Source organism: Tenacibaculum aestuariivivum (assembly GCF_964507685.1).
Classification (GTDB): Bacteria; Bacteroidota; Bacteroidia; order Flavobacteriales; family Flavobacteriaceae; genus Polaribacter; species Polaribacter aestuariivivum.
Genome location: NZ_OZ208414.1, coordinates 744,848 through 770,596, shown reverse-complemented (window position 1 = coordinate 770,596; position 25,749 = coordinate 744,848). Strand labels below are relative to the sequence as shown.

The window sequence follows — 25,749 nt, the reverse complement described above, 5'->3', positions numbered from 1 at the left end:
TTATAAATACTATTTTTGTGTTATATTTAAAAACTTTGGCGTACTATTTGAATGCCTAATTAAAAAATCAAAAATAGTTAAATTTTATTGATGCAATTCCTAAAATTACGTAAATATAATCACCTGAAAATTTATTTTTTATTTATAGCCACAGTATTTTTATTATTGGGGTTTTCAACAAGCTCACTTGCTCAAAAAAAATATAATATTGTACTTGATGCTGGGCATGGAGGAAAAGATCATGGAGCTTCTAGGGGTTCCTATATAGAAAAAAAAATAGCTCTTAAATTAGCGCTAAAGGTAGGTGAAATTTTAAAAAATGATAAAACAATTAATGTAAGTTATACACGTACTAAGGATGTTTTCGTAGAGCTTCATAAACGAGCAAGTATAGCAAACAAAAAGGACGCTGACCTATTTGTATCTATACATTGTAATGCTAATAATTCAACCAAACCTCATGGTTCAGAAACTTATGTGTTAGGACTTAATGGTAATCAAGCAAATTTAGAAATTGTAAAAAAAGAAAACTCCGTAATTTTATTAGAAGATAATTATCAACAGAATTATGATTACGATCCGAACTCGCCCCAATCATTAATAGGCTTATCTGTTTTACAAGAAGAAAACTTAGACGCAAGTTTGTCGTTAGCTAGTTTTGTGCAGAATAATTTTAAAGACATTAAAAGATATGACAGAAAAGTGAAACAGGCTAACTTTTTGGTGTTAAGAGAAACTGTAATGCCAAGTGTTTTAATAGAATTAGGTTTTTTGTCTAATAAAACAGAGGGAAGTTTTTTAAATTCAAGAACAGGTCAATTAAAAATGGCAAAAGCAATAGCAACAGCTATAAAAAAGTATGTTAATAGATTAAAGTTAAATACGGTTAAGCAAGAGGTTGTTGTTCGTGAAAACTCAGTGAGTACAAATAATTCAGTAGCATTTAAAGTACAAATAGCAGCATCTAAAAAATATTTAGATAAAAATAAATTTAAGGGGTTAAAAAACGTAGAATCTTTATTTATAGATAATTTTTATAAATATTATTATGGAAGTACTTCAAGTTTTTCAGAAATTAAAAAAACGTTAACAAAAGTTAAAAAAATAGGGTATAAAGACGCTTGGGTGGTAGCTTTTAAAGACGGACAAAAAATATCTATTAAGCAAGCCTTGAGAAACCGTTAATTTAAAGGAAATCTATATATACTCTCGAAATTATTAGTATTTTCGTGCTATAATTTTTATATATGTCAAAAGAACTTAAAACAGGTATTGTTGCTATTATTATTATAGCTTTATTTATTTGGGGATATAATTTTTTAAAAGGTGAAAACTTATTTAGTGGGAGTAATAGATATTTTTATATTGAATATGAAAATATTAACGGACTTAATGAAGCTAGTCAAGTAACCATTAATGGATTAAAAGTTGGTAGAATAGAAAATATTTCATTTAAATCAACCTCTGGTAAAAAAGGAATTTTACTAGTAAAAGTGTCTTTAGATAATGACTTTAATTTTTCTAAAAATAGTATTGCTAAAATTTATTCGGCTAGTTTAATGGGTGGGCAAAATTTAGCAATTGTTCCAAAATATGATGGTGAGTTGGCTGTTTCAGGCGATTACTTGAAAGGTATTGTAGAGTCTGATCTTTTTTCATCAGTAGGAGAAAAATTGAATCCTATTCAGTCAAAACTACAAAATGTACTGGTAGGTGCAGATTCTTTATTAATAAGTGTAAACCAAGTATTAGACGAAAAATCAAGGGTAAGCTTAAATAGAAGTATTATTGGTTTAGAAGGCACTATTACCGATGTTCGTAAAACGCTAACATCTGTAAATAAGTTACTTGTTGATAATAAAGAAAATTTAGACGCTACATTTAAAAATACTAAAAAAATTACTGATAATTTCTCTAAAATATCAGCTGATTTAACAAAAACTAATTTAGGTGAAACAGTTAAAAAGTTAGAAGGAACATTAGCTAACGTAAATAGTTTGTTGGCTAATATGAAAGCTGGTAAAGGAACATTAGGTAAGTTAATGACAGATGATAAAATGTACACCAATTTGGCCAATGCTTCTAAAGAAATGGAAGAGCTTTTAAGAGATATGAAGCTTAATCCAAAACGATTTGTTCATTTTTCGTTATTTGGTAAAAAAGCAAAACCCTATAATGAAAAAAGCAATAATGAAAACATAAGTACTAAATAAGCTTATATATAAAGTTTAACAAAATTTAATACATAAAAGCATAATGGAAAAATACTTATCAAATATAATTTTTGCAGCCATTTTAATTACAGGTATTGGGTACTTTGTAATGAATGTTCGAAAATTAGTTAGAAACATTAAGTTAGGAAAAGATGTTGATAGAACAGATAATAAACCTGCACGTTGGAAAAACATGGCTAAAATAGCCTTAGGACAATATAAAATGGTGCGTCGTCCAGTTTCAGGAATCTTACACGTTGTTGTATATATAGGTTTTATTTTGATTAATATCGAAATGTTAGAAATTGTAATTGATGGTTTATTAGGTACACATCGTGTTTTTCAACCAATTTTAGGAAATACAATTTATGGTTTTTTAATTGGTAATTTTGAAGTCTTAGCAGTATTAGTTTTTATAGCTGTTGTTATTTTTTGGTTTCGTAGAAATATTGAAAAAGTAAAACGTTTTTGGAATAAAGAAATGACAGGTTGGCCCAAAAATGATGGTAATATTATTTTATATTTTGAAATGGTATTAATGTCGTTATTTTTAATAATGAATGCAACTGATGTGCCTTTTCAACAAGCAGGAGCAGGTAATATTGTTTCTCAATTTATAGCACCTTTATTTGATGGATTTTCATCAGAAGAATTACATACTATTGAAAAATCAGCTTGGTGGATTCATATTATAGGTATTTTAATATTTTTAAATTACTTATATTATTCAAAACATTTACACATATTATTAGCATTTCCAAATACATTTTTTGCAAACTTAAAACCTAAAGGACAATTTACAAATGTTACTTCGGTTACTAAAGAGGTAAAAATGATGATGGACCCAGATGCTGATCCGTATGCAATGCCTGAAGCAGGAATAGAAGAAGAAGTTCCAGAAAAATTTGGAGCTTCAGATGTTACCGATTTAAACTGGGTACAATTAATGAATGCTTATACGTGCACCGAATGTGGGCGTTGTACATCATCATGCCCTGCAAGTTTAACAGGTAAAGAATTATCTCCTCGAAAAATTATGATGGATACTCGTGATCGTTTAGAAGAAGTAGGTAAAAACATTGACACTAATAATGGTGTTTTTAAAGATGATGGTAAACAGCTTTTAAACGATTATATTTCACCTGAAGAATTATGGGCGTGTACAAGTTGTAATGCTTGTGTGCAAGAATGTCCAATTGGTATAGATCCATTATCTATTATTTTAGAAATGCGTCGTTATTTAGTAATGGAAGAATCAGCAGCTCCGCAAGAGTTAAATATGATGATGAGTAATATTGAAAATAACGGAGCACCTTGGCAATATAGTCAGCAAGACAGGTTAAATTGGAAAGACGAAGAGTAGGATTAAATAATTAAAATCAAGCTTAAATTTTAAAAATAAACGCTTAAAAACATACAACTATGAACGTACCAACAATGGCAGAAATGATGGCTCAGGGCAAACAACCAGAAGTGTTGTTTTGGGTAGGAGCAGCAGGAAGTTATGATGATAGAGCTAAAAAAATAACCAAAGCGTTTGTAAAAATATTACACCTAGCAAAGGTGAATTTTGCAGTGTTAGGTACTGAAGAAAGTTCAACAGGTGATGCAGCAAAACGAGCAGGAAACGAATTTTTGTTTCAAATGCAAGCAATGATGAACATTGAAGTTTTAAACGGGTATGAAATAAAAAAAATAGTAACCTGTGATCCACATTCATTTAATACTTTAAAAAATGAATATCCTGAGTTAGGCGGGAAATATGAAGTATATCATCACACGCAATTTATCAGTAAACTGATTAGTGATGGGCGTTTATCAATAGATGACACAAATTTAAAAGGTAAAAGATTAACGTATCATGATCCTTGTTATTTAGGTAGAGCAAATGATGTTTATGAAACTCCAAGAGAATTAATTCGTAGTTTAGGGGTAAAAATGACTGAAATGAAACGTCATAAATCTACCGCTTTATGTTGTGGAGCAGGAGGGGCACAAATGTTTAAAGATGCTGAAAAAGGTGATAAAGAAATCAATATTTTACGTACCGAAGACGCATTAGAAACAAATCCACAAATTATTGCAACAGGCTGTCCGTATTGTAATACAATGATGACCGATGGTATAAAATTTAAACAGAAAGAAGATCAGGTTATAGTACAAGATATTGCTGAGTTAATAGCGGAAGCAAACAATTTGTAAAAACAATACTTTATATCATAATCCCGACTCCGCTCAATTAGACAAGTATTGTCAATTTGAGCGGAGTCGAGAATTTTTAAAAAAGAATACATGATTAAAAATTATATAAAAGCCGCACGTTTACGAACTTTACCATTATCTGTTTCTGGAATTATTGTTGGAAGTTCTTTAGCTAATTTTTCTAATTATATAAATATTGACGGATTATATACTTCTTTTCCAAATAACGAAAAGAATTATTTAATATTTATACTCGCAATATTAACAACCATCGGTTTTCAAGTGTTATCAAATTTTGCAAATGATTACGGTGATGGTGTTAAAGGTACAGACGATAATAGACAAGGAGAAGCACGTATGGTTTCATCAGGAGCAATTACGCCAAAACAGATGAAAACGGCAATGATTATTACAGGAGTTATCACTTTAATAATAGTATTATCGCTTATTTATGTATCCTTCGGAAAAGATAATTTTTTATATTCTGTCATTTTCTTTTTTTTAGGAGTTTCCTCAATTGTTGCCGCTATAAAATATACGGTTGGTAAATCGGCTTACGGTTACAGCGGTTTTGGAGATGTTTTTGTGTTTGTTTTCTTCGGATTATTAGCCGTTGTAGGAACTTATTTTTTATATACAAAACAGCTGAATTTTAGCATTTTTTTACCTGCAATTACAATCGGATTATTAAGTACGGCTGTTTTGAATTTAAATAATATGAGAGATAGAGTAAACGATGCAAAAGTTGGTAAAAATACATTAGTTGTTAAAATGGGAGCTAAACTAGCTAAATTATATCATTATAATTTGATTATTGCTTCATTTTTATTTGCTAACTTATATGTAGTAATTACCTATAAATCGCCTTTACAATTTTTATTTTTACTAGCTTATTTACCAATTATAAAACATTTATTTTTTGTTTATAAAAACAAAGAAGAACCTTTATTAGACGGTGAATTAAAAAAAGTAGCATTAAGTACTTTTTTATTTTCAATTTTATTTGGCTTAGGACCCCTTTTATAAACAAACAGAAACAAACAACATAGTAGCATGAACATTACATTTTACGGTCATTCTTGTTTCGGTATCGAAATTAACGGAACACATTTATTAGTAGACCCTTTTATTACAGGAAATCCGTTGGCATCAAATATCAAAATAACCGATATTAAAGCCGATTATATATTAGTAACACACGCACATCAAGACCATGTTTTAGATGTTGAACTTATAGCAACACAAACAGGTGCAACAATTATTTCTAATTTTGAAATAGCACAATATTATGATGCTAAAGGCTTTAAAACAGCGGCTGTAAATCATGGCGGAACTTTTAAAACTGATAATTTTTCAGCCAAATACGTAAACGCAATTCATACCTCTTCATTTGCTGATGGAACTTACGGAGGGCAACCTGGAGGATTTGTAATTTCATCCGAAGAAAAAACATTGTATGTTGCAGGAGATACTGCGGTAACTATGGATATGACATTAATTCCGATGATTACAAAATTAACAGCAGCTATTTTTCCAATAGGCGATACGTTTACAATGGGAATTAATGACGCAATTATTGCAAGTAATTTAGTTGAATGTAACAATATAATTGGTTGTCATTTTAACACATTTCCACCGATAGAAATTGATGTAAATGATGCTAAAAGCAAATTTACGAAAGCTAATAAAGAATTGACTATTTTAGAAATAGGACAAACTATAACATTATAAAAAAATGAAAGCTGTAAAAATAACTTTAGGAATTGTAACTGTCTTTGTACTTATTTTTTTATTAACAGGAATTATTGTAACAGAAGTAAAATATAGTACCGAAATAACAATAAATAAACCAGTAAATAAGGTTTTTGAAAACTTTACAAATCCTGAATTAATAAAACAATGGTTGCCAAACATTAAGTCAATCGAAGTAATAGAGCAAAAACCAGCCGTTGTAGGAAGCAGTTATAGAATGACTGTAATAAGCAATGGGCAAGAAGTTAAAATGATTCAAAAAATAACAGATTTTGTGCTTAATCAAAAAATAACATTTCAATTTACTTCAAGTGAAATGATTAAAACAGATGCCTATAATTTTACAACCAATAACACAAAAACTACCGTTACACAAAATAGCAGTGTAAACAGTAAATCGTACATAACAGCTTGTTTGTATCCTTATTTTAAAGGCACATTTAAAGCTGTAAATATGCATTGCTTAACGCAGTTAAAAGAATTATCAGAAAAATAATTTTTTGGGCGTTCGAGCGGGCTTTACATTACAATCTTTTGTTCGTGCCTCACAAAAGGATTTCCATTGCAATCCCTAACGCAAAACCAATAATCACTTAAAAATAGTGCATAATGATAAAAGCAACCTATCATAAACATTTGCTTAATTTTAAACAAGCAAGCGGAACATCTCGAGGTATTTTAAGAACCAAAGAAACTTGGTTTATCACCTTAAAACAAGAAGGTAAAATAGGAATAGGAGAGTGCGGTTTATTTAGAGGATTAAGTATTGATGATACGCCATATTATGAAGAAAAACTAAAATGGTTTTGCGAAAATATTAATTTAGGTTTAGAGGTTTTATTAGCTGAAGCGATTTGCTTCCCATCTATTCAATTTGGGTTAGAACAAGCTTTTTTATCATTAAAATCTGAAAATAAATTTGAATTATTTCCTTCTGATTTTACCACAGGAAAAGAAACCATTGCCATAAATGGATTAATTTGGATGGGTGATAAAGCTTTTATGCAACAACAAATAAAAGATAAGTTACAGCAAGGTTTTAATACCATCAAAATGAAAATTGGAGCTATCGATTTTGAAACAGAAATTGATTTGTTAAAATCTATCAGAAACGAATTTTCATCAAAAGAAATAACGCTACGAGTTGATGCAAATGGCGGATTTACTCCAAAAGATGCTTTACAAAAATTACAACGATTATCGGAATTAGATATTCATTCTATTGAACAGCCTATAAAACAAGGGCAGTGGCAAGAAATGGCTATTTTATGCGAAAAAACACCCTTGCCAATTGCTTTAGACGAAGAGTTAATAGGTGTTTTTACATCCGAAGAAAAAGAAAAATGTATCCAAACAATTAAACCGCAATATATTATTTTAAAACCAAGTTTAGTTGGTGGATTTAACGGAAGTAAAGAGTGGATTTCAATAGCTAAAAAACACAATGCCGATAATTGGATAACATCAGCATTAGAAAGTAATATTGGTTTAAATGCCATTGCACAATTTACACATACTTTAAAAAATCCGTTGCCTCAAGGCTTAGGAACAGGAAGTTTATTTACCAATAATTTTGAAAGTCCGTTAGAAGTAGCAAACGGAAGTTTACATTATAACAGTAAAAAAGCATGGAAATTTAATTTAGATTAACGTTATTTAGTTTTTTTATTATCAAAATAACATCAAATTTTTAAAAAAAATGAATTTTATACAACAAGCATATAAAGGAAAAAACGATTGGTTTTATTATTTAGGAGGTATTTTTTTAGTAATATTTGGATGGCAGATAATTGGTATTATGCCTCTAGCAATAACAGCTGTGTTGTATTCAGAAAACTTAGAAGAGTTTTCTAATGCCGCAAATAATACTTTTATGACCTTAGGAATAAATAAAAACTTGTTTTTATTTTTAATGATATTAATGTTTGCAATCGGACTTATTTTTTTGTTTTTAGCAGTAAAATTTATTCATAAACGAGCTGTAAAAACATTGGTTACAAGTAGAAAAAATATTGATTGGAGCCGATTTTGGTTTGGTTTTATAACTTGGGGTGTTGTTGCAGTAAGTGTAACTGTTTTAGGTATATTTTTAACGCCAGAAAGTTATACTTGGAATTTTGAGCCTATTCCTTTTTTTACCTTAGTAGCCGTTTCTTTTTTGTTTTTACCCTTACAAACTAGTTTTGAAGAGCTGTTGTTTAGAGGATATTTTATGCAAGGTTTAGGAGTTTGGTTTAAAAATAGGTGGTTACCTTTGCTAATAACCTCAGTAGCTTTTGGGTTATTACACGGAGCAAATCCTGAGGTTGAAAAGTTAGGGTATATTTCAATGGTTTTTTATATAGGAACAGGGCTTTTTTTTGGTATTACAACTTTGATGGATGAAGGTACTGAGTTAGCATTAGGTTTACATGCTGCAAATAATATTGTAGCTGCTTTTTTGGTAACTACAAATTGGACTGTTTTTCAAACAGATGCTTTATTTATTGATGTTTCTGAGCCTTCAGTGGGTATAGAAATGTTTTTGCCTGTTTTTATACTATATCCTTTAATGTTACTTTTATTTTCAAAAAAATATAATTGGAAAAACTGGCATGAAAAACTAGCAGGTAGTATTCAAAAACCACAAAATATTGAATAAAAAACGTTTTCATAAAAGTTTTAGATTAAATAATACTTCTTTTTTATCCGAAGAAGAATTACTTGTATATTCTAAAACTATTTCTAATTCTGTTACTACTTTTTTAATTGATTGGTTTAATGAGAATGATTTTGTAATTGTACAAACTTCAGGATCTACCGGAAAGCCAAAACCAATTGCTTTGAAAAAAGAGTTTATGAAAAATTCAGCATTAGCAACAGGTAATTTTTTTGATTTAAAAGAAAACACAACAGCTTTATTATGTTTATCTACTGATTATATTGCTGGTAAAATGATGCTTGTTCGTGCTTTAACTTTAGGTTGGAAATTGGATGTTGTAAATCCTGTAATCAATCCTTTAAACGAAGTAAATAAAACCTATGATTTTTCGGCTATGGTTCCGTTACAATTACTAAATTCACTAACAGAATTGCATAAAGTAGCTAAATTAATTGTTGGAGGAGGCGTGGTTTCTGCCGATTTAATAACAGCTATTCAAAATATATCAACCAATATATTTGCTACTTATGGAATGACAGAAACAATTACTCATATTGCCGTTAAAAAATTGAATAACTTTAAAGGTAATCAACTTGTTTCAGGTGCTAATTATACTATTTTATCAAACGTAAAAATAACTACTGATACAAGAAATTGTTTAGTTATTGAAGCTCCAAAAGTATCCGAAGAAAAAATAATAACAAATGATGTTGTAAAGCTTATTTCAAAAACCAGTTTTGAATGGTTAGGACGTTTTGATAATGTTATTAATTCTGGCGGAATAAAGTTACATCCCGAAAAAATAGAAGAGAAATTATCAAAAATAATAAATACACGTTTTTTTGTTATTGGAATAAATGATGCTGTTTTAGGAGAAAAATTAATCTTAATTATTGAAAATAGTATTTCATCCGAAGAAGAAAAAATATTAAAAACAGCTATTAAAAACCTAAAAATACTTGCTAAGTTTGAAGTTCCAAAAGAAATTTATTTTATTGATAAATTTATAGAAACAGACACTAAAAAAATTCAACGAAAAAAAACTTGGAACTCAATTTTACAATAAACGTTTGCTATTTAAATCTCTACCTCTAGGTTCATTACCTTTATTTAATACTATTTTAGAATGTAATAATACCGCGGCTTTAGCAGAATCTTTTACTTTTTTTGTGCTACGTTTTAACATTTCTAATTCAAAAGTTGTTAATACCGTTTTTCTAATACCTGTTGTTCTCCATTCAGATAAAGGTCTACAACCGCTAGTTATTTCTCTTGCTAGTGCTAAGGCGTCTAAAAGTGCTTGATTGGCTCCTTGCCCTTTAAAAGGGCTCATAGGGTGTGCTGCATCACCAATTAAAGTTGTTTTAGTATTTGTTTCAAAGAATTGAGGTGTGAGTGGTGCACTATCATATACTGGGTATCCTGAAATTTGTGCTTCTTTGGTTGCTTCTAAAATTTGCGGAATAGGAATGTGCCATTGTGTTCTACGGCAAGCTTCTTCTTTAAGTGCTTTAGCGCCTTTTTTACTTAGTATTTTAGCATCTTCTTCAAGCATAGGAAAACTAAGTTGCCACATTATAGTGTTAGAAGAATAAGGCATCATGTAAATTCGCTCATTTCCGTTGGCTGTTTGAAATACGGTTGCAGCATCAAGTAGTAAACTATCTGTTTTTGGAATGTCTTTTAAAGGGCATATACCTAAAATAACAATACAATTCAAATAGCGTAAAGGAGTGTTTTTTTTATTGAAAAATAATTTTTTAACCGTACTTCTTATACCATCAGCTCCAACTACCAAATCAGCTTTGGCACTTTTAAGCACCCCATTTACCTTAAAATTTAAAAGAACATCTTTATTGTACTCTTTAAAATTTATAAATTTATGATTCCATTGTACCGCTTTATGTCCGCCAAGTTGTGCTAGCATTTCTAAACGTAATGCTTGTCGGGCAATATGTATATTGGTGTGTTTGGCATTTTTTTTGTCGTTTGGTTGCCTCCATTTTCGCATTCCCCATTCTCCTATTATTTCTCCATTAGTAGTATGAACAATATGTTTTGTAGAAATAACACTTTCTTTTAGATGTAAAATACCGAAACCTTCAATAGCTTTACTAGCCTGTTGTAAGGTGAGTCCGTAACCTTGAGAGCGGGCATTAAAACTACTATCGCGTTCATAAAGTGTATATGGTATTCCGCGATGTAAACAAGCAACAGCTAAAGCTACTCCGCCAATGCCTGCACCAATAATAGCTACATGAGGAAAATTTTTAGTGTTAGCAACGGGAGGGAAATTAGAAGAAATTAACCCTGAACCAGTGCATTTTAAACAAGAATATAATTGCCCTTTTGGACGGGTAGGAGGAGTTGTTTTTTCTTTTGATTTTTCAAATTCATTTAACGCTATTTTATAATTGAGCTGTGCTTTTTTTTGAATTCTCCGTCTTTTTTTTCCACGCCCTTTACATTCCTTACAAATAGTCCAGCTTGTTTTTTCATTTTTTACCTTTATCATCGCTTTCCTATTTGAGTTTTATTTTTGTGGTAATAATTATAGGCTGTAAAAATACTTTTTAATTTATTAACGATGTATTAATCAAAACATATTTCAGGTATTGGTTTTTCAATACAATTTCCATTTGTAAAATAAATAGTTTCGGTTTTACACTCGGTATTAAAAACGGAATAGAAAATTCTCTAAGAATTTTCGTAAGTAGCCGAGTGTTAGTAATGAGCTATATGTGGTGGTGTATTTAGCGGTTTTTGAGTTCTAAATATTTTTATACTTAAATTTTATTCCGTTCTTTTTTTAGTCTTCAATGCTCAAATTTCCAGTTATACTCATTTTTAAAGGTTTAACTTTAAATGATTCTGTTCGGTGTATAATTATGTTAATTTTACTTTTTAGAACGTCTCGGCTATGGTTAGTGCGGGAATTAAAAGTAGTGAACTTTCGATTAAGCACTTAGCCAAAACTTTTTATTTTGTTTTATCTTTTTCTTTATAAAGCCAAATCAAAAGATTTGGCGGACTTGGTTAAAAGCTCTAAACTTTGGGTCAAGTACCAAACCCGTATTAACTATAGCCATTGTTATAGCCTTTTTTCTATATATTTAATTCTTTCTTTTTCAGAGTTCACAATTCCTTTTCCTTGTTCATCCATTTCATCATAACTACCATAGTGCTTGATAAATTCCGTAATATTATATTCAGCTTCTAGTTTTGCTTCTTTAAGTTTATCTGCTAGAATTAAACTGTCTGTTCTTTGATTAGATGGAATTAGTTTACTTAATTTTTCCCAAGAATTATTGTCTTCAAAAAATAACTTCCCGTGATTCAAGTAGTTTGACCATATTATTTCCATAATTTGTTTTGAGTCACTATTCCAAAACTCATAATCATTTCCAATTCTAAAATTTTCATTCATTCCCTTAAAGGCAGAATAATTACATTCAAGATATTCCGTTGGTATTGAGTTGGGAAAATTATCTTTTGACCATTTTTTATAAAAAGTAGAGGTAACATTATATTGTTCTCCATATCTAATCATTCCTTCCGCGTAGTTTCTCAAATTAGCTGTGAACTTTATTTGTTGACTAAAACCATTTTTTAATTTACGTTTAAATAGAAGTTGTGATTCACTGAAACTAAATCCTTCACTAATCAAATTATCTTTAAGATATAGATTAATAGCTGATAAAATTGTTTCTCTTGGTGTCATTTTTTTAATTGGCTATAACTTTCTAATATAGAGAGTTATATTATTTTTATCCAGCTTATTTAAACTTATACTAATTGTTTTATTATTAAAATAATTTTTTTAAAATTATAAAAAAATGTAATATATTATTTACAGTCCAATGTAGAAGAGGGGGTAAGTAATTTATAGCAATATCTTTTTCACAGATAAGCCAAATGTAATAAAAAATACTTTTTAGTAGAAAAAAAGTATTAAAATGATAATATAGAGTTGTGTAATTTATTTAATAGGCAAAAAAAAATATACTTTTAATATAAAAACAACCCCCGCTAATAAATTAGCGGGGGTTGTTTTATACTTAGTTATTACATAACCATGCTGTGGTAAACATTTTGAACATCGTCATCATCTTCTAATTTTTCTAAAAGTTTTTCAACATCAGCTTGTTGTTCTTCAGAAAGTTTAGTTGTTGATGCAGGTATTCTTTCAAAGCCTGATGATATAATTTCTACATTATTTTCTTCAAAATAAGACTGAATAGCGCCAAATTGCTCAAACGGAGCATAAATAATAATTCCTTCATCATCATTAAAAACCTCTTCAACCTCAAAGTCAATAAGCTCTAATTCTAGTTCTTCTAAATCAACCGTAATATCTTCTTTTTTAACGGTAAAATTACACACACGATCAAACATAAAAACAACAGAACCAGAAGTACCTAAGTTACCGTTACCTTTATTAAAAATAGCACGTACATTGGCTACAGTTCTATTATTGTTGTCGGTTGCTGTTTCTACTACAATAGCAATTCCGTGCGGTGCATAACCTTCAAATAATGCTTCTTTATAGTTACTGGTATCTTTATCAGCTGCTTTTTTAATAGCACGTTCTACATTATCTTTAGGCATATTTGCAGCCTTGGCATTTTGCATTACCGCTCTTAAACGCGAGTTTGTATCTGGGTTTGGTCCACCATCTTTAATAGCCATTACAATATCTTTACCTATTCGGGTAAATGTTTTAGCCATTGCAGACCAACGCTTCATTTTACGTCCTTTTCTTAGTTCGAATGCTCTTCCCATTTTATTAAATTATGTTTATGCTAGCGCAAATGTAACTATTGCGTTAATTATTTACAATTAAAATCTTTTTTTAGCAATTACGTTACTTTCCTTTTCATTATAAGCTCGCCAAGTTCCTGCTTTTTTTCCGTTTTTATACTTTCCTTTTAACTTTATATTTCCGTTTGAATAATACATTTTATATTTACCATTTAACAAACCATCATCTAATGCTACCTCAAATTTTACATTTCCGTTTTTATAATACTCTTTATAAGTTGAAGCACTTAAATCTGACGGATGTATTTCTTTAAAGTTAAATATTGAGTTTATAGTGTCAGCTTTTATTAGGGTATTTTTAGGAGGCGTTAGTTTTAAACTGAGTTCCTTTTTTAATTGCTGCTCTAGTTTTATTTTGTTTTTAACTAGTTGAGGATTGTTAAAAGTAGTTGTAATGGTACTTTTAAAAATATTTCCTTTAGAGGTTAATTGCATGCCAAATTGATTAAAACAGATAACGTATTCTTTATTTTTTTTGGCTTGAAGTTGTGTTTTTTTATCAACCAAGCTTATTACATCATTAAAAATATAAGGAGTATTTATATAAGTGAAAATAGTTGATTTATTATTAAATAAATAATTGAAATCTTCAAATTGTTTTGATGAATTTAAAGTGTAATTACTACGATTGTTATTTATAATTTCTTTTAAAGTATTAGGGCTTGCGCTAAAAACAACAAAATCGTTGATAATGGTAAAATATGGTTTTTCCATTTTTTTAAACATATTACCAGCAATTACTTTAAAAAAGTTTTTTAAATCTAAAAAATTGATTGTGTGTTTTTTATAGGTAATTTGTTTAAACTGTAAAGGTGTTTTTTCTTTTATTTTTGATAAGATAAAGTTCAAGTTTTTTGAAGCTTTTTTAATGTCAGAAGTTTTAAAAATAGCTGCAACATCTTTTTTATTTTTAGAAAGTGAAGAGTTAAAGTGAATTAAAGCAATTTCATTTCCTATCCAACTATACACATTTTCTTTAATATTAATATCTAATTTATTTTCAATTTCGGTAATTTGTTTGGTGTAAATTTCAAATTCTTGCGGTTTCTCTTTTTTTAGGGCTTCAAAATTTTCTTGAAAAACATCAAAACTATCAAAAGCAAAACTAAGGTAAAGGGCGGTGTTTTTTGGAGCAATATTAGCAATAGTTCTTTTTCCTTTTCCTGATTTTTGAATGGCAGTTAAATAGCTTTCAGAATTTTCTTTTACGTTGGTGTAACCATCTGCCTGAATAATGGTTCCTTCAATTAATGAAACATCAAAACCTGAATAATACAGCGAATTTTGAATGTTTTTGATAAGGTTTTCATTGGTTTTATCAGCAAAACAAGAAAGATATTTGTTTAAATATTTGTATTGAAAAAACAATTTAAAGAAACCCTCTTCAGGAGTTTCTTTTGTAATTTCAATAAAATTAACATCTCTACCAATAACTGGCTTTTGATATTGATTGATAGAATTTTCAACTAAAACATGAGTATAAGAAGCTATTAATTGATTTTTGATAAAAGCAATATGTAAAGTTTCTCGTTTTGTTTTGTCGTAAATTTCTGTTATTTCTTGATTTTGATAAGTTCTGTTGGTAATTTTAAAATTATTACCAGCTAAGTTAGTAACACTATTTTTTAAGAAGTTAAGTTTAGATAGTTTTTCTAAATCAATTACATATAAAAAATCATATTTTTTAGGCTTGTAAACATGTGCTGAAATTAATACATCTCGTTCACCAATAAAATCAACAATACTTTTTTGTTGTTTAACAATAGTATCTAAAGTATTTAAACTTTTACTAATGTTATTAAAATAGCTATTTTTTTGTAGCTGTTTCCAAATATCACTGGCACTAATTTCATCCCAAGTATCAATAGGTCTTTCGGTATCTAAAATAAAAACAGCATCACTAGGTATTAAGTAAATTGGTTTAATATTATTTTGATTAGCTGTTGTAAAAATGTAAGTTTGGTAGCTTAAAAAGCTAATTAAAGTAATTAAAATAGCCCAAAAAATCTTTTTTTTCATAATCAATAATATTAAAGATACTTTTAAAAATATTTTATATTTTAATAATTACACTTTGTTTAATTTTATTAAAAAGTAGCGTAGAATTTGTTAAGCTGACTTTAATTTAGTTTCTGACTTTGATTCTATAGTTTTATAAGAAGCGGAAATAAATTTTACATGATGAAAATTTAGTTTTTATGTAATTGTTTTAATTAGACATAATTAAACTTGAATAATTCCTAAGTTAAATTTCTTTTCAATAGGGGCTTGGTTTGCTGCTTCAATTCCCATCGAAACCCAAGTTCTAGTATCTAGCGGATTGATAACACCGTCCGTCCAAATTCTTGCAGCAGCATAATACGGTGAAACTTGGTTGTCGTAACGCGATTTTATTTTATCGAATAATTCGGCTTCTTTTTCGGGAGTAATTTCTTCACCACGTTTTTTTAATGAAGCTTTTTCTATCTGTAATAAAACTTTTGCAGCAGAATTACCACTCATAACGGCAAGTTCGGCACTTGGCCAAGCAGCAATTAATCGAGGGTCGTAAGCTTTTCCGCACATGGCATAATTTCCTGCACCGTACGAATTACCAATAATAATAGTGAATTTTGGAACTACAGAATTACTTACAGCATTTACCATCTTAGCACCATCTTTTATAATTCCGCCGTGTTCAGATTTTGAACCCACCATAAAACCAGTAACATCTTGTAAAAATACTAAAGGAATTTTTTTCTGATTACAATTTGCAATAAAACGGGTTGCTTTATCTGCGGAATCGTTATAAATTACGCCACCAAATTGCATTTCGCCTTTGGCTGTTTTTACTAATTTTCGTTGATTAGCCACAATACCAACAGCCCAACCGTCTATACGTGCGTAGCCTGTAATAATTGTTTTTCCGTAACCTTCTTTATACTGATCAAACTCAGAATTATCAACTAAACGTTTGATAATTTCTAACATATCATATTGCGCATTTCTTTCCTTTGGAAGAATTCCGAAAATATCATTTTCGTTTTCTTTTGGAGGAAGTGCTTTTTTTCTATTAAAACCAGCGTTGTCAGCATCACCAATTTTATCCATCAATTTTTTAATGGTATCTAAAGCATCTTTATCATCTTTAGATTTATAATCGGTAACACCTGATATTTCACAATGTGTGGTTGCGCCACCCAAAGTTTCATTATCAATAGTTTCACCAATTGCAGCCTTTACTAAATAACTTCCTGCTAAAAAAATACTTCCTGTTTTATCAACAATTAAAGCCTCATCACTCATAATTGGCAAATAAGCACCACCTGCAACACAACTTCCCATAATTGCAGAAATTTGGGTAATTCCCATACTACTCATCATAGCATTGTTTCTAAAAATACGTCCGAAATGTTCTTTATCAGGAAATATTTCATCTTGTAATGGAAGATATACGCCAGCAGAATCTACCAAATAAATAATAGGTAATTTATTTTCTATGGATATTTCTTGAGCTCTTAAATTCTTTTTTCCTGTAATAGGAAACCAAGCCCCAGCTTTTACAGTAGCATCATTGGCAACAACAATACATTGTTTTCCGCTTACGTATCCCATTTTTACAACAACTCCGCCAGAAGGGCATCCGCCATGTTCCTTGTACATACCTTCACCAGCAAAAGCACCAATTTCTATTGATTTTGTTTTATCATCTAAAAGATAATCAACACGTTCACGAGCTGTTAATTTTCCTTTTTCGTGTTGTTTATCAATTCGTTTTTGTCCGCCGCCTAATTTAACTTTGGCAAAACGTTTACGTAAGTCAGATACTAAAAGTTTATTGTAATCTTCGTTTTTATTAAAGTTAATATCCATAGGTACGTTATTTATTAGCAATTGCTAAAGTAAGAAAAACCCTTTAAAATACAAGGTAGTTATATCTTTGATTCGATTTGTTCTTCTAATTTCTAGCAATTAAATTCCTTGAAAATAGTTTCCATGGGTTTTAATTATTTTTGTTGTATATTTGTATCAGATTTTAAAAGGGTTATTTACTAGAAATGTTATTTATAGTAAAAAAAATAGAAAATAATAATGGTAGGTAAAGCATCGTCAAAAGTAATATTAAGTAATCGTAATTATGTGGCAGAAGCAAAAATGAGAAATCATTTTGTGATTACAGATCAGCCTGTTGAAAAAGGTGGAGATAATAACGGACCAACGCCCGTAGAATATTTATTAACTGCAATTGGTGGTTGTGTTTCCATAACTTTAAGAACCTATACCGAAAATAAAAAATGGGATGTTGGTGAAATTACAGTTAATGTAACACAACAAGTAAGGTTAACATCCGAAGGAATAAAAAAATCATTAATAGAAGAAATATCTTTTGAAAAAGAGTTGACCAAAGCTCAAAACAAAACATTATTAGAAATAGCAGCAACATGCCCAGTAGCGCAAATGGTAAAAGGAACAACCGAAATAGTAAGTAGTATTCAATAAAATAAAAACGTAGTTAATATGAAAAAAATAATAGCTTTTGCGGGTAGTAATAGTCAAAAATCAATCAATAAAAAGTTAGTAACCTACGCAACAACTTTAGTTGATAATTCAGTAGCAACGGTTTTAGATTTGAATGATTTTACAATACCTGTTTACGGAGTGGATGAAGAAACTGTAAACGGAATTCCAGAGAATGCTCAAAAATTCTTTGATATAATTCAAAATGCTGATGGAATTATTTTATCGTTAGCTGAACATAACGGAAATTTTTCGGTAGCATTTAAAAATATGTTTGATTGGATGTCTCGTATTAATCCAAAATTATGGAATAATATTCCGATGTTATTAATGGCAACATCACCTGGAGGTAGAGGAGGAGCATCTGTTTTATCAATAGCTAAAAACGGTTTTCCTCATATGGGCGGAAATATTATAGCTAATTTTTCTTTGCCAAGTTTTTTTGATAACTTTAAAGAAGGAATTATTATTGATGATGAGTTAAGTACACAATTAAAAGAGTTAATTACTAAATTCAAAAAATCATTGTAATTACAATATTTTTACTGATTTTATATTCCTTGGAATACATGTGTTTTTTGTAATTTTGTTGTCATATAAGTAAAACTAATTAAGTTAATATGGGAGATATTTCTAAAGATATAAAATCTAAATTTCCAAATAATAAAGTAAAGGCACTTATTAATATAAAATATACTGCAAATTGGTTGAGTAGTAATGAAAATGATTTTTTTAAGCCTTACGGAATATCACCACAGCAATTTAATATTTTACGAATTTTAAGAGGTGCAGGTGAGCCAATAAAAGTACAAATTATTAAAGATAGAATGATTGAACGAGCTCCGAATGCAACTCGTTTAATGGATAAATTATGTGATAAAAAATTTATAGAACGAATTCGTTGTGAACATGATAGAAGAGTTGTTTATATTAATATTACTAAGCAGGGTTTAGATTTATTAACATCTATTGATGGCTCTTTAAAATTAGATTTTTTAGATAAATTATCAGAAAAAGAAGCAGCTCAATTAAGTGATTTATTAGATAAAATTAGATAAATACATGTTTGTTAAACATCATTTTTAAAACAAAAAATTTATAAAAATATTTTCCATGGAGAGTATTTTGGTTAAAAAATATATCAATGAAAAAATTAAAATCAATACAGCATAAAGTAGGAAGTCCGTTAGTAAATATGGGGCATATACAATTAAGACAGCCTTTACCAACAGAAGGTATTGAAAATGTAGATCCGTTTTTATTATTACATCATTACGGACCTTACGCAATTAGCGAGTTTAATAATCCGTTTGATTTAGGAGCGCATCCACATCGTGGTTTTGAACCCATAACTTTGCTATTTAAAGGCGAACAATTACATAGAGATTCTTTAGGAAATGAAATGTTGGTAAAAGCAGGTGACGTGCAATGGACAACTGCAGGTAGAGGAGTTGTACATGCCGAAGGGCCATCAAAAGAATTTGTTAAAAAAGGAGGCGAACTAGAAGGAATTCAATTGTGGTTAAATTTACCTTCATCAAAAAAAATGATGCCTGCTAATTATCAACATATAAAAAGTGAACGTATTCCTGTTGTTTTTAATACTGATAAAACCATTCAATTAAATGTTGTTGCAGGAGCACAAGCCGATAAAGTTGGATTGATAACCACACAAACTTCTGTAAATGTATTTACCGTAAAAACAAATGAGGCTGGTGTTATGGATGTTGAAATTCCTGTAACACATCAATCTTTAGTTTATTTATTAGATGGCGAAGTTTTAATAAATAATATTGCAACATTAAAAAAAGGAGCAATTCAAATGATTACTTTTAATAATGATGGTGATTTTATTAAAATTGATGCCAAAAAAGAAAGTATATTATTAGTGTTATCAGGTGAACCAATTAAAGAAAAAATAGTCCAATACGGACCTTATGTAATGAATACACAAACTGAAATTATGGAAGCAATGCGTGATTTTCAACAAGGAAAAATGGGTTTTTTGTATTAGTAAAAATAATTGTTATTAAATAAAACCTTCAGATTATGAAGGTTTTATTTAACTGTAATTTTAGTTTCATTTTTTATTTGTCGGATAACAAAAGAGCTTTGAATATTTGAAATAATTTTAAGTTGTGTCATTTTTTTTAATATAAAACTTTCATATTCCTGAATATCCCTTACAATTACTTTCAGTAAAAAATCATAACCACCAGCGATGTAGGAAACATCCATAACTTCATCCAAAGAATTAATATATTTCTCAAATTCTTTAAAATCGGATTCTTGATGTTTTAATAGTGTTATTTGACAATATACAATCAAACTTCTATTGATTAATTCAGCATCAACAATTGCCACATATTTTTTGATAATTCCTCTTGATTCAATTTTTTTGATGCGTTCATGTGTTGGCGTAATAGATAAATTTACCTTTTGAGAAAGTTGTTTTATAGACTGTTTTCCGTCTGTTTGAAGCTCATTTATCAATTGTAAATCAATAGCATCTAGATGTTGCATAGTATATATTTCTGTTTAAAGTTTTAAAAATCAAAAGTAAAGTATGTTTTTCTTTGAAAGCAAGTTGTAAGAGTATAATATTCTTAATATTTACTTTTAGGTAGTTTTGTTGTGTTGATTTTTATCTTTGTGTAAAAAAAAGTGATGAATAAAATTGAGAAAATATATAATAGAATTAGTAAAAATACAGATACATTTTTAGGATATCCATTAGCAAAAGATTTTTCATATAAAGAATTTGCTCCTTTTTTAGATTTATGTATTAATAATGTAGGTGATCCTGAATCTGATTCGACTTTAGCAATTGATACAAAAGATATCGAAAAAGAGTGTATTTCTTTTTTTGCTGATATTCTTTCATCAAACTTAAAAGAAACTTGGGGATACGTTACCAATGGAGGAACTGAAGGGAATTTATATGGTTTATATCTGGCTAGAGAAAATTTTCCTGAAGGCGTTGTATATTATAGTGAATCAACGCATTATAGTGTAAAAAAGAATTTACATTTATTAAATATCAAAAATATTGTTGTTAGAAGTCAGGATAATGGAGAAATGGATTATGATGATTTAGAGCAAATATTAATGTTACGTAGAGATAAACCAGCTATTTTCTTTTTGAATATTGGTACTACAATGACAGAAGCTGTTGATAAGCTTGATGAGGTAAAAAAAATTATCAAAAAATATGCTATAAAAGATTATTATATACATTGTGATGCTGCTTTTTTAGGAACTATAGCGCCATTTGTAACGCTAAAACCAAAATTTGATTTTTCTGAAGGTGTTGATAGTATAGCAATATCAGGACATAAATTTATAGGAGGTCCTATTCCTTGTGGAATTGTAATGGCAAAGAGAAAACATAGAAATCGTATTGCAAATTCGGTATCTTATGTAGGTACTTTTGATACAACTATAACAGGATCTCGTAACGGATTAACTCCTTTATTTTTATGGTCTTTTATTCAAAAACATGGAAAAGAAGGTTTAGCTAGAAGAGTAAAAGAATCACAAGAATTAGCAGGATATTTAGAAAATGAATTAAATAATATAGGTATAAAAGCATGGCGTAACAATAATGCTTTAACAGTTGTATTAGAAAAACCTTCAGATAAGATATGTAAAAAATATCAGTTAGCATCTGAAGAAAATATAGCCCATGTAATTTGTGTACCAGGGATAAAAAAACAACAGCTTACTGTTTTTTTAGAGAATTTAAAAAAAGAATTAGCTGAAAATTTATGTGCTTTAGTTTAGGCTTTAATGTATGTTTACATAGCGTAATAATAAATTATAATATCAAGGTAGGTTATTTTAAAAAGTAAGGTGTGTTTTTCGTTTTCTAAAAAATCGTATCTTGCATTTTATTATGCATGCATAACACTTTTAAATATTTGAAAGATGAAATACAAACATATTTTTGAACCATTAGATTTAGGTTTTACAACATTAAAAAATCGTATTTTAATGGGGTCTATGCATACAGGTTTAGAGGAAGAAGAAAACGGAACTGAAAAAATAGCCGAATATTATGCCGAGCGTGCTAGAGGTGGAGTTGGGTTAATTATTACAGGTGGAATTTCTCCGAATATTCAAGGTTGGACAGCACCATTTTCAGCACGAATGAGTACTAAAAAACATGTCAGAAAGCATAAATTTATTACAAATGCAGTGCATAAAGAAGGGGGTAAAATTTGTATGCAAATTTTACATTCTGGTCGTTATGGTTACCATCCATTAATAGTAGCGCCTTCAAAAATACAAGCTCCAATTAATCCGTATACACCTTTTGAATTAAAACAATCAGGAATACGTAGAACGGTTAAAGATTTTGTGAATTGTGCCAAATTATCGAAACAAGCAGGTTATGATGGTATTGAAATAATGGGTTCTGAAGGGTATTTAATAAATCAATTTATTGTAAAAAGGACCAATAAAAGAACGGATAATTACGGAGGAGTTTATGAAAATAGAATCCGTTTAGCTGTAGAATTAGTTCAAAAAATCCGTGAAGTGGTAGGTGAAAATTTTATTATCATTTATCGATTATCAATGTTAGATTTGGTAGAGGAAGGTAGTTCTTGGCAAGAAGTAGTACAATTGGGTAAAGAAATTGAAAAAGCAGGAGCAAACCTAATAAATACTGGTATTGGTTGGCACGAATCACGAATACCAACCATAGCAACATCAGTACCAAGAGCCGCATTTACTTGGGTAACTCAAAAAATGAAAGAAGAATTATCGATTCCTTTAATTACTTCTAACCGAATTAATATGCCCGAAACTGCCGAAAAAGTATTAGCAGAAGGGCATGCAGATATGGTTTCAATGGCACGTCCGTTTTTAGCAGATTCGCAATGGGTTAACAAAGCAAAAGAAGAACGAGATGATGAAATAAATACATGTATTGCTTGTAATCAGGCGTGTTTAGATCATGCTTTTCAGAAAAAAGTAGCAAGCTGTTTAGTAAATCCGAGAGCTTGTCATGAAACAGAATTCAATTATAATCAAACATTAAAAAAGAAAAAAATAGCTGTAGTTGGTGCAGGTCCTGCAGGTTTATCAGCAGCAACAATTGCTGCTCAAAGAGGACATGAAGTAACGCTTTTTGATGCTGATAAAGAAACAGGAGGTCAATTTAATATAGCGAAGCAAATACCTGGAAAAGAAGAGTTTTACGAAACTATTCGTTACTTTAATAAACAATTAAGTTTACATAACGTAACTGTAAAATTAAACACAAGAGTTTCTGCTGATGATTTATCAAAAGGTAATTTTGATGAGGTAATTATTGCCACAGGAATCACACCAAGGATGCCAAGAATTAACGGAATAGAACACGAAAAAGTGTTAAATTATATTGATGTAATTAAGCATAAAAAAACTGTTGGTAAACGTGTGGCTGTTATCGGAGCAGGAGGAATTGGTTTTGATGTATCAGAATATTTAGCACACGAAGGAGAAAGTACATCTTTAAATATTGATGCTTGGTTACAAGAATGGGGAGTTGACAAAACTCTTAGAGCTAGAAGTGGAGTAGAAGGGGTAATCGAAGTAGTACCTCCATCGCCAAGAGAAATTTTTATGTTTAAACGAAGTAAGGGTAAATTTGGCGCAAACTTAGGTAAAACTACTGGTTGGATTCATCGGGCAACTTTAAAGAAAAAAAATGTACAGTTTATAAATCAGGTTCAATATACTAAAATTGATAATGAAGGTTTACATTATATGCAAGGAGATGAACAAAAAATATTAGCAGTAGATAATGTAATTATTTGTGCAGGACAACTTCCTTTAAAAGAATTAATAGCCCCTTTAGAAGAAAAAGGAATAAAAACACATGTAATTGGTGGTGCTGATTTTGCATCAGAATTAGACGCAAAAAGAGCTATTAACCAAGGAAGTAGGTTAGCTGCTGAAATTTAATAAAAACAATTATCAGAATATTTAAAATCTTGCTTTATGCAAGATTTTTTTTTGCTAGCAAATTAAACAGTATTTTTAGCCAACTTAATTAGAAAACCCTAACATGAAATCATTTACAATAAAAGAAATTAATTCATTATTAAAAGGTGAATTAGTAGGTAATTGCTCTGAAAAAATTACAGCCCCAGAGCAAATAGAAAAAGCTGAAAAAGGACAAATAACTTTTATTGGAAATAAAAAATTTGCTGGTTTATGGAATAATTCTAACGCAAGTGCCGCTATTATAAGCGATAAGTTAGATATTCAACCAGGAGATAATAAAGCATTTATAAAAGTTGCTAATGCCGATTTAGCAATGGCAACATTATTAGAAGCTTTTCAACCAGAAGCGCCACATTTTGAAACAGCTATTCATCCAATGGCTGTAATCGATAAAACTGCAACAATAGGCGAAGGCTGTAAAATTGGAGCAAATGCTTATGTTGGTAAAAATGTTGTGTTAGCAAATGGTGTTATTTTATATCCAAATGTTACCATTTTTGACGATACTACTATCGGTCAAAATACCACAGTTTGGTCGGGTACGGTAATTAGAGAAAGAAGTGTTATCGGAAATAATTGTATTTTTCATAACAATGTAAGTATTGGAGCTGACGGTTTTGGTTACAGACCAAGCGCACAAGGATTAACAAAAATTCCACATATCGGAAATGTAGTTATCGGAAATCAAGTTGAAATTGGTGCAAATTCATGTGTTGATAGAGGTAAGTTTAGCTCAACTATTTTAGGCGATGGTTGTAAAATTGATAACTTGGTTCAAATCGGGCATAATTCGGTACTAGGTAAATTCTGTATTATGGCAGGAAGTAGTGGTTTAGCAGGGTCAGTAACCTTAGGCGATGGCGTTATTATTGGCGGAAGTGCTTCAATAAAAGATCATACAACAATTCATTCAGGAGCAGTAGTAGGTGCCGGATCTGGTGTTATTGCTGATGTTCCTGCAGGAAAAACCGTACTTGGATATCCTGCAACTGATGCTAGAGATATGATGAAACAATGGGTTGCGTTACGTAAATTAGGTAGAAAATAGCAGAAAAATATTTTTAATTAAAACCTCACTTTTAGTGAGGTTTTTTTATGTTCTTATTTTAGAAATAAATCAATAAAAAATAATTAGAAGCAATTTCCCGCTTTCCGCACTCGCTTTTTTTATTTTTTTTAAAAGGAAAAAACAAAAAAGAGCTCAAACAATTACTTCAATCGGGGCTAGAAATTTTTACTATACTATTATATTCTTAGTCTTTTTTTTTATCTTCAGAAAATAATAATAGTTCTATTTAACTACAAAAAATTACTTATTTAAACAAAAAATTATAAAAAATAAATAATTATAAGTATCTTTTTAAAAGAAAAAATGCACAAGTAGTAAATAGAAATAATAAAATAAAAGCCGATATTTGTACCTCATGTTTTTTAAAAGAGTAAATTATGGCAATGAATAAAAATAATGTCTTAGCTTTAGCGACATTTATAATGATTTTAATAGGTCTTTTACTAGTATTACTAGGAGCTTTTAGATATGATGAGGTAGCTGGTTACGGTTTTGGAGCAGTAGGTTTAGGTTTTTTTGCAAATGCATGGGTTTTCAACGCCTTAAAAGGAAGAGTTTAA

Annotated in this window: 24 protein-coding genes; 18 read left to right on the top strand and 6 right to left on the bottom strand. The window is 29.6% G+C overall.

What is annotated here, in order from left to right; all coding sequences use genetic code 11:
* The first annotated feature begins 90 nt into the window (after nt 1–90).
* The 10 genes from ACN5J4_RS03250 to ACN5J4_RS03205 all read left to right on the top strand — a co-directional run bounded on the left by ACN5J4_RS03250 (nt 91) and on the right by ACN5J4_RS03205 (nt 9,874).
* Nucleotides 91–1,185, top strand: coding sequence for an N-acetylmuramoyl-L-alanine amidase (locus tag ACN5J4_RS03250; protein WP_418650736.1), 1,095 nt, complete (start codon nt 91–93; stop codon nt 1,183–1,185).
* A gap of 62 nt (nt 1,186–1,247) precedes the next feature.
* On the top strand, nt 1,248–2,213 hold the full coding sequence (locus ACN5J4_RS03245) for an MlaD family protein (RefSeq protein WP_418650735.1): 966 nt from the start codon (nt 1,248–1,250) through the stop codon (nt 2,211–2,213).
* Nucleotides 2,214–2,256: 43 nt separating this feature from the next.
* Nucleotides 2,257–3,576, top strand: a complete 1,320-nt coding sequence (locus ACN5J4_RS03240; protein WP_418650734.1) for a 4Fe-4S dicluster domain-containing protein — start codon at nt 2,257–2,259, stop codon at nt 3,574–3,576.
* 59 nt (nt 3,577–3,635) lie between these two features.
* Nucleotides 3,636–4,415 carry a (Fe-S)-binding protein gene (locus ACN5J4_RS03235; protein ID WP_418650733.1) on the top strand — a complete coding sequence of 260 codons (780 nt, stop codon included), beginning with the start codon at nt 3,636–3,638 and terminating at the stop codon, nt 4,413–4,415.
* A 90-nt stretch (nt 4,416–4,505) separates the two neighbouring features.
* The gene (gene menA, locus ACN5J4_RS03230; RefSeq protein ID WP_418650732.1) at nt 4,506–5,441 is read left to right on the top strand and encodes a 1,4-dihydroxy-2-naphthoate octaprenyltransferase; all 936 of its coding nucleotides are present in this window, start codon (nt 4,506–4,508) and stop codon (nt 5,439–5,441) included.
* A gap of 27 nt (nt 5,442–5,468) precedes the next feature.
* A complete protein-coding gene (locus tag ACN5J4_RS03225) occupies nt 5,469–6,146 on the top strand; it encodes a metal-dependent hydrolase (RefSeq protein WP_418650731.1) in 678 nt (225 codons plus the stop codon).
* 4 nt (nt 6,147–6,150) lie between these two features.
* The gene (locus ACN5J4_RS03220; protein ID WP_418650730.1) at nt 6,151–6,663 is read left to right on the top strand and encodes an SRPBCC family protein; all 513 of its coding nucleotides are present in this window, start codon (nt 6,151–6,153) and stop codon (nt 6,661–6,663) included.
* A gap of 113 nt (nt 6,664–6,776) precedes the next feature.
* Nucleotides 6,777–7,817, top strand: coding sequence for an o-succinylbenzoate synthase (locus ACN5J4_RS03215; RefSeq protein WP_418650729.1), 1,041 nt, complete (start codon nt 6,777–6,779; stop codon nt 7,815–7,817).
* Between the two features lie 49 nt (nt 7,818–7,866).
* Nucleotides 7,867–8,808: a lysostaphin resistance A-like protein gene (locus tag ACN5J4_RS03210; protein WP_418650728.1), complete on the top strand. Its 942-nt coding sequence runs from the start codon at nt 7,867–7,869 to the stop codon at nt 8,806–8,808.
* Nucleotides 8,801–9,874 carry an AMP-binding protein gene (locus ACN5J4_RS03205; protein WP_418650727.1) on the top strand — a complete coding sequence of 358 codons (1,074 nt, stop codon included), beginning with the start codon at nt 8,801–8,803 and terminating at the stop codon, nt 9,872–9,874. The genes ACN5J4_RS03210 and ACN5J4_RS03205 overlap by 8 nt, the downstream gene beginning before the upstream one ends.
* Here ACN5J4_RS03205 and ACN5J4_RS03200 read toward each other — a convergent pair.
* The 5 genes from ACN5J4_RS03200 to ACN5J4_RS03180 all read right to left on the bottom strand — a co-directional run bounded on the left by ACN5J4_RS03200 (nt 9,866) and on the right by ACN5J4_RS03180 (nt 17,481).
* Nucleotides 9,866–11,323, bottom strand: a complete 1,458-nt coding sequence (locus ACN5J4_RS03200) for an FAD-dependent oxidoreductase (protein WP_418650726.1) — start codon at nt 11,321–11,323, stop codon at nt 9,866–9,868. The two genes, ACN5J4_RS03205 and ACN5J4_RS03200, sit on opposite strands and share 9 nt — an antisense overlap.
* A 576-nt stretch (nt 11,324–11,899) precedes the next feature.
* Nucleotides 11,900–12,379 (bottom strand): hypothetical protein, encoded by a 480-nt coding sequence (locus ACN5J4_RS03195; protein WP_418650725.1) that lies wholly within the window; start codon nt 12,377–12,379, stop codon nt 11,900–11,902.
* Between the two features lie 494 nt (nt 12,380–12,873).
* Complete coding sequence (locus ACN5J4_RS03190; RefSeq protein WP_418650724.1) at nt 12,874–13,590, bottom strand: YebC/PmpR family DNA-binding transcriptional regulator; 717 nt, start codon at nt 13,588–13,590, stop codon at nt 12,874–12,876.
* Nucleotides 13,591–13,647: 57 nt separating this feature from the next.
* Nucleotides 13,648–15,648 carry a DUF3352 domain-containing protein gene (locus tag ACN5J4_RS03185; protein WP_418650723.1) on the bottom strand — a complete coding sequence of 667 codons (2,001 nt, stop codon included), beginning with the start codon at nt 15,646–15,648 and terminating at the stop codon, nt 13,648–13,650.
* Nucleotides 15,649–15,852: 204 nt separating this feature from the next.
* The gene (locus tag ACN5J4_RS03180; protein ID WP_418650722.1) at nt 15,853–17,481 is read right to left on the bottom strand and encodes an acyl-CoA carboxylase subunit beta; all 1,629 of its coding nucleotides are present in this window, start codon (nt 17,479–17,481) and stop codon (nt 15,853–15,855) included.
* 219 nt (nt 17,482–17,700) lie between these two features.
* Here ACN5J4_RS03180 and ACN5J4_RS03175 point away from each other — a divergent pair, with 219 nt between their 5' ends.
* The 4 genes from ACN5J4_RS03175 to ACN5J4_RS03160 all read left to right on the top strand — a co-directional run bounded on the left by ACN5J4_RS03175 (nt 17,701) and on the right by ACN5J4_RS03160 (nt 20,140).
* Complete coding sequence (locus tag ACN5J4_RS03175) at nt 17,701–18,108, top strand: OsmC family protein (RefSeq protein WP_418650721.1); 408 nt, start codon at nt 17,701–17,703, stop codon at nt 18,106–18,108.
* An 18-nt stretch (nt 18,109–18,126) separates the two neighbouring features.
* Nucleotides 18,127–18,657 carry an NADPH-dependent FMN reductase gene (locus ACN5J4_RS03170; protein WP_418650720.1) on the top strand — a complete coding sequence of 177 codons (531 nt, stop codon included), beginning with the start codon at nt 18,127–18,129 and terminating at the stop codon, nt 18,655–18,657.
* Nucleotides 18,658–18,746: 89 nt separating this feature from the next.
* Nucleotides 18,747–19,184, top strand: coding sequence for a MarR family winged helix-turn-helix transcriptional regulator (locus tag ACN5J4_RS03165; protein WP_418650719.1), 438 nt, complete (start codon nt 18,747–18,749; stop codon nt 19,182–19,184).
* An 86-nt stretch (nt 19,185–19,270) separates the two neighbouring features.
* Entirely contained in the window at nt 19,271–20,140 is an 870-nt protein-coding gene (locus tag ACN5J4_RS03160; protein WP_418650718.1) for a pirin family protein, read from the top strand.
* A gap of 44 nt (nt 20,141–20,184) precedes the next feature.
* Here the strand turns inward: ACN5J4_RS03160 and ACN5J4_RS03155 are convergent, their stop codons facing one another.
* Nucleotides 20,185–20,649, bottom strand: a complete 465-nt coding sequence (locus tag ACN5J4_RS03155; protein ID WP_418650717.1) for an Lrp/AsnC family transcriptional regulator — start codon at nt 20,647–20,649, stop codon at nt 20,185–20,187.
* A gap of 144 nt (nt 20,650–20,793) precedes the next feature.
* Between ACN5J4_RS03155 and ACN5J4_RS03150 the strand changes: the two genes are divergently transcribed.
* The 4 genes from ACN5J4_RS03150 to ACN5J4_RS03135 all read left to right on the top strand — a co-directional run bounded on the left by ACN5J4_RS03150 (nt 20,794) and on the right by ACN5J4_RS03135 (nt 25,749).
* The gene (locus ACN5J4_RS03150) at nt 20,794–21,909 is read left to right on the top strand and encodes a histidine decarboxylase (protein WP_418650716.1); all 1,116 of its coding nucleotides are present in this window, start codon (nt 20,794–20,796) and stop codon (nt 21,907–21,909) included.
* 144 nt (nt 21,910–22,053) lie between these two features.
* Nucleotides 22,054–24,078 carry an FAD-dependent oxidoreductase gene (locus ACN5J4_RS03145; RefSeq protein ID WP_418650715.1) on the top strand — a complete coding sequence of 675 codons (2,025 nt, stop codon included), beginning with the start codon at nt 22,054–22,056 and terminating at the stop codon, nt 24,076–24,078.
* Between the two features lie 103 nt (nt 24,079–24,181).
* The gene (gene lpxD, locus ACN5J4_RS03140) at nt 24,182–25,168 is read left to right on the top strand and encodes a UDP-3-O-(3-hydroxymyristoyl)glucosamine N-acyltransferase (RefSeq protein ID WP_418650714.1); all 987 of its coding nucleotides are present in this window, start codon (nt 24,182–24,184) and stop codon (nt 25,166–25,168) included.
* Between the two features lie 404 nt (nt 25,169–25,572).
* Nucleotides 25,573–25,749 carry a CAL67264 family membrane protein gene (locus ACN5J4_RS03135; protein WP_418651128.1) on the top strand — a complete coding sequence of 59 codons (177 nt, stop codon included), beginning with the start codon at nt 25,573–25,575 and terminating at the stop codon, nt 25,747–25,749.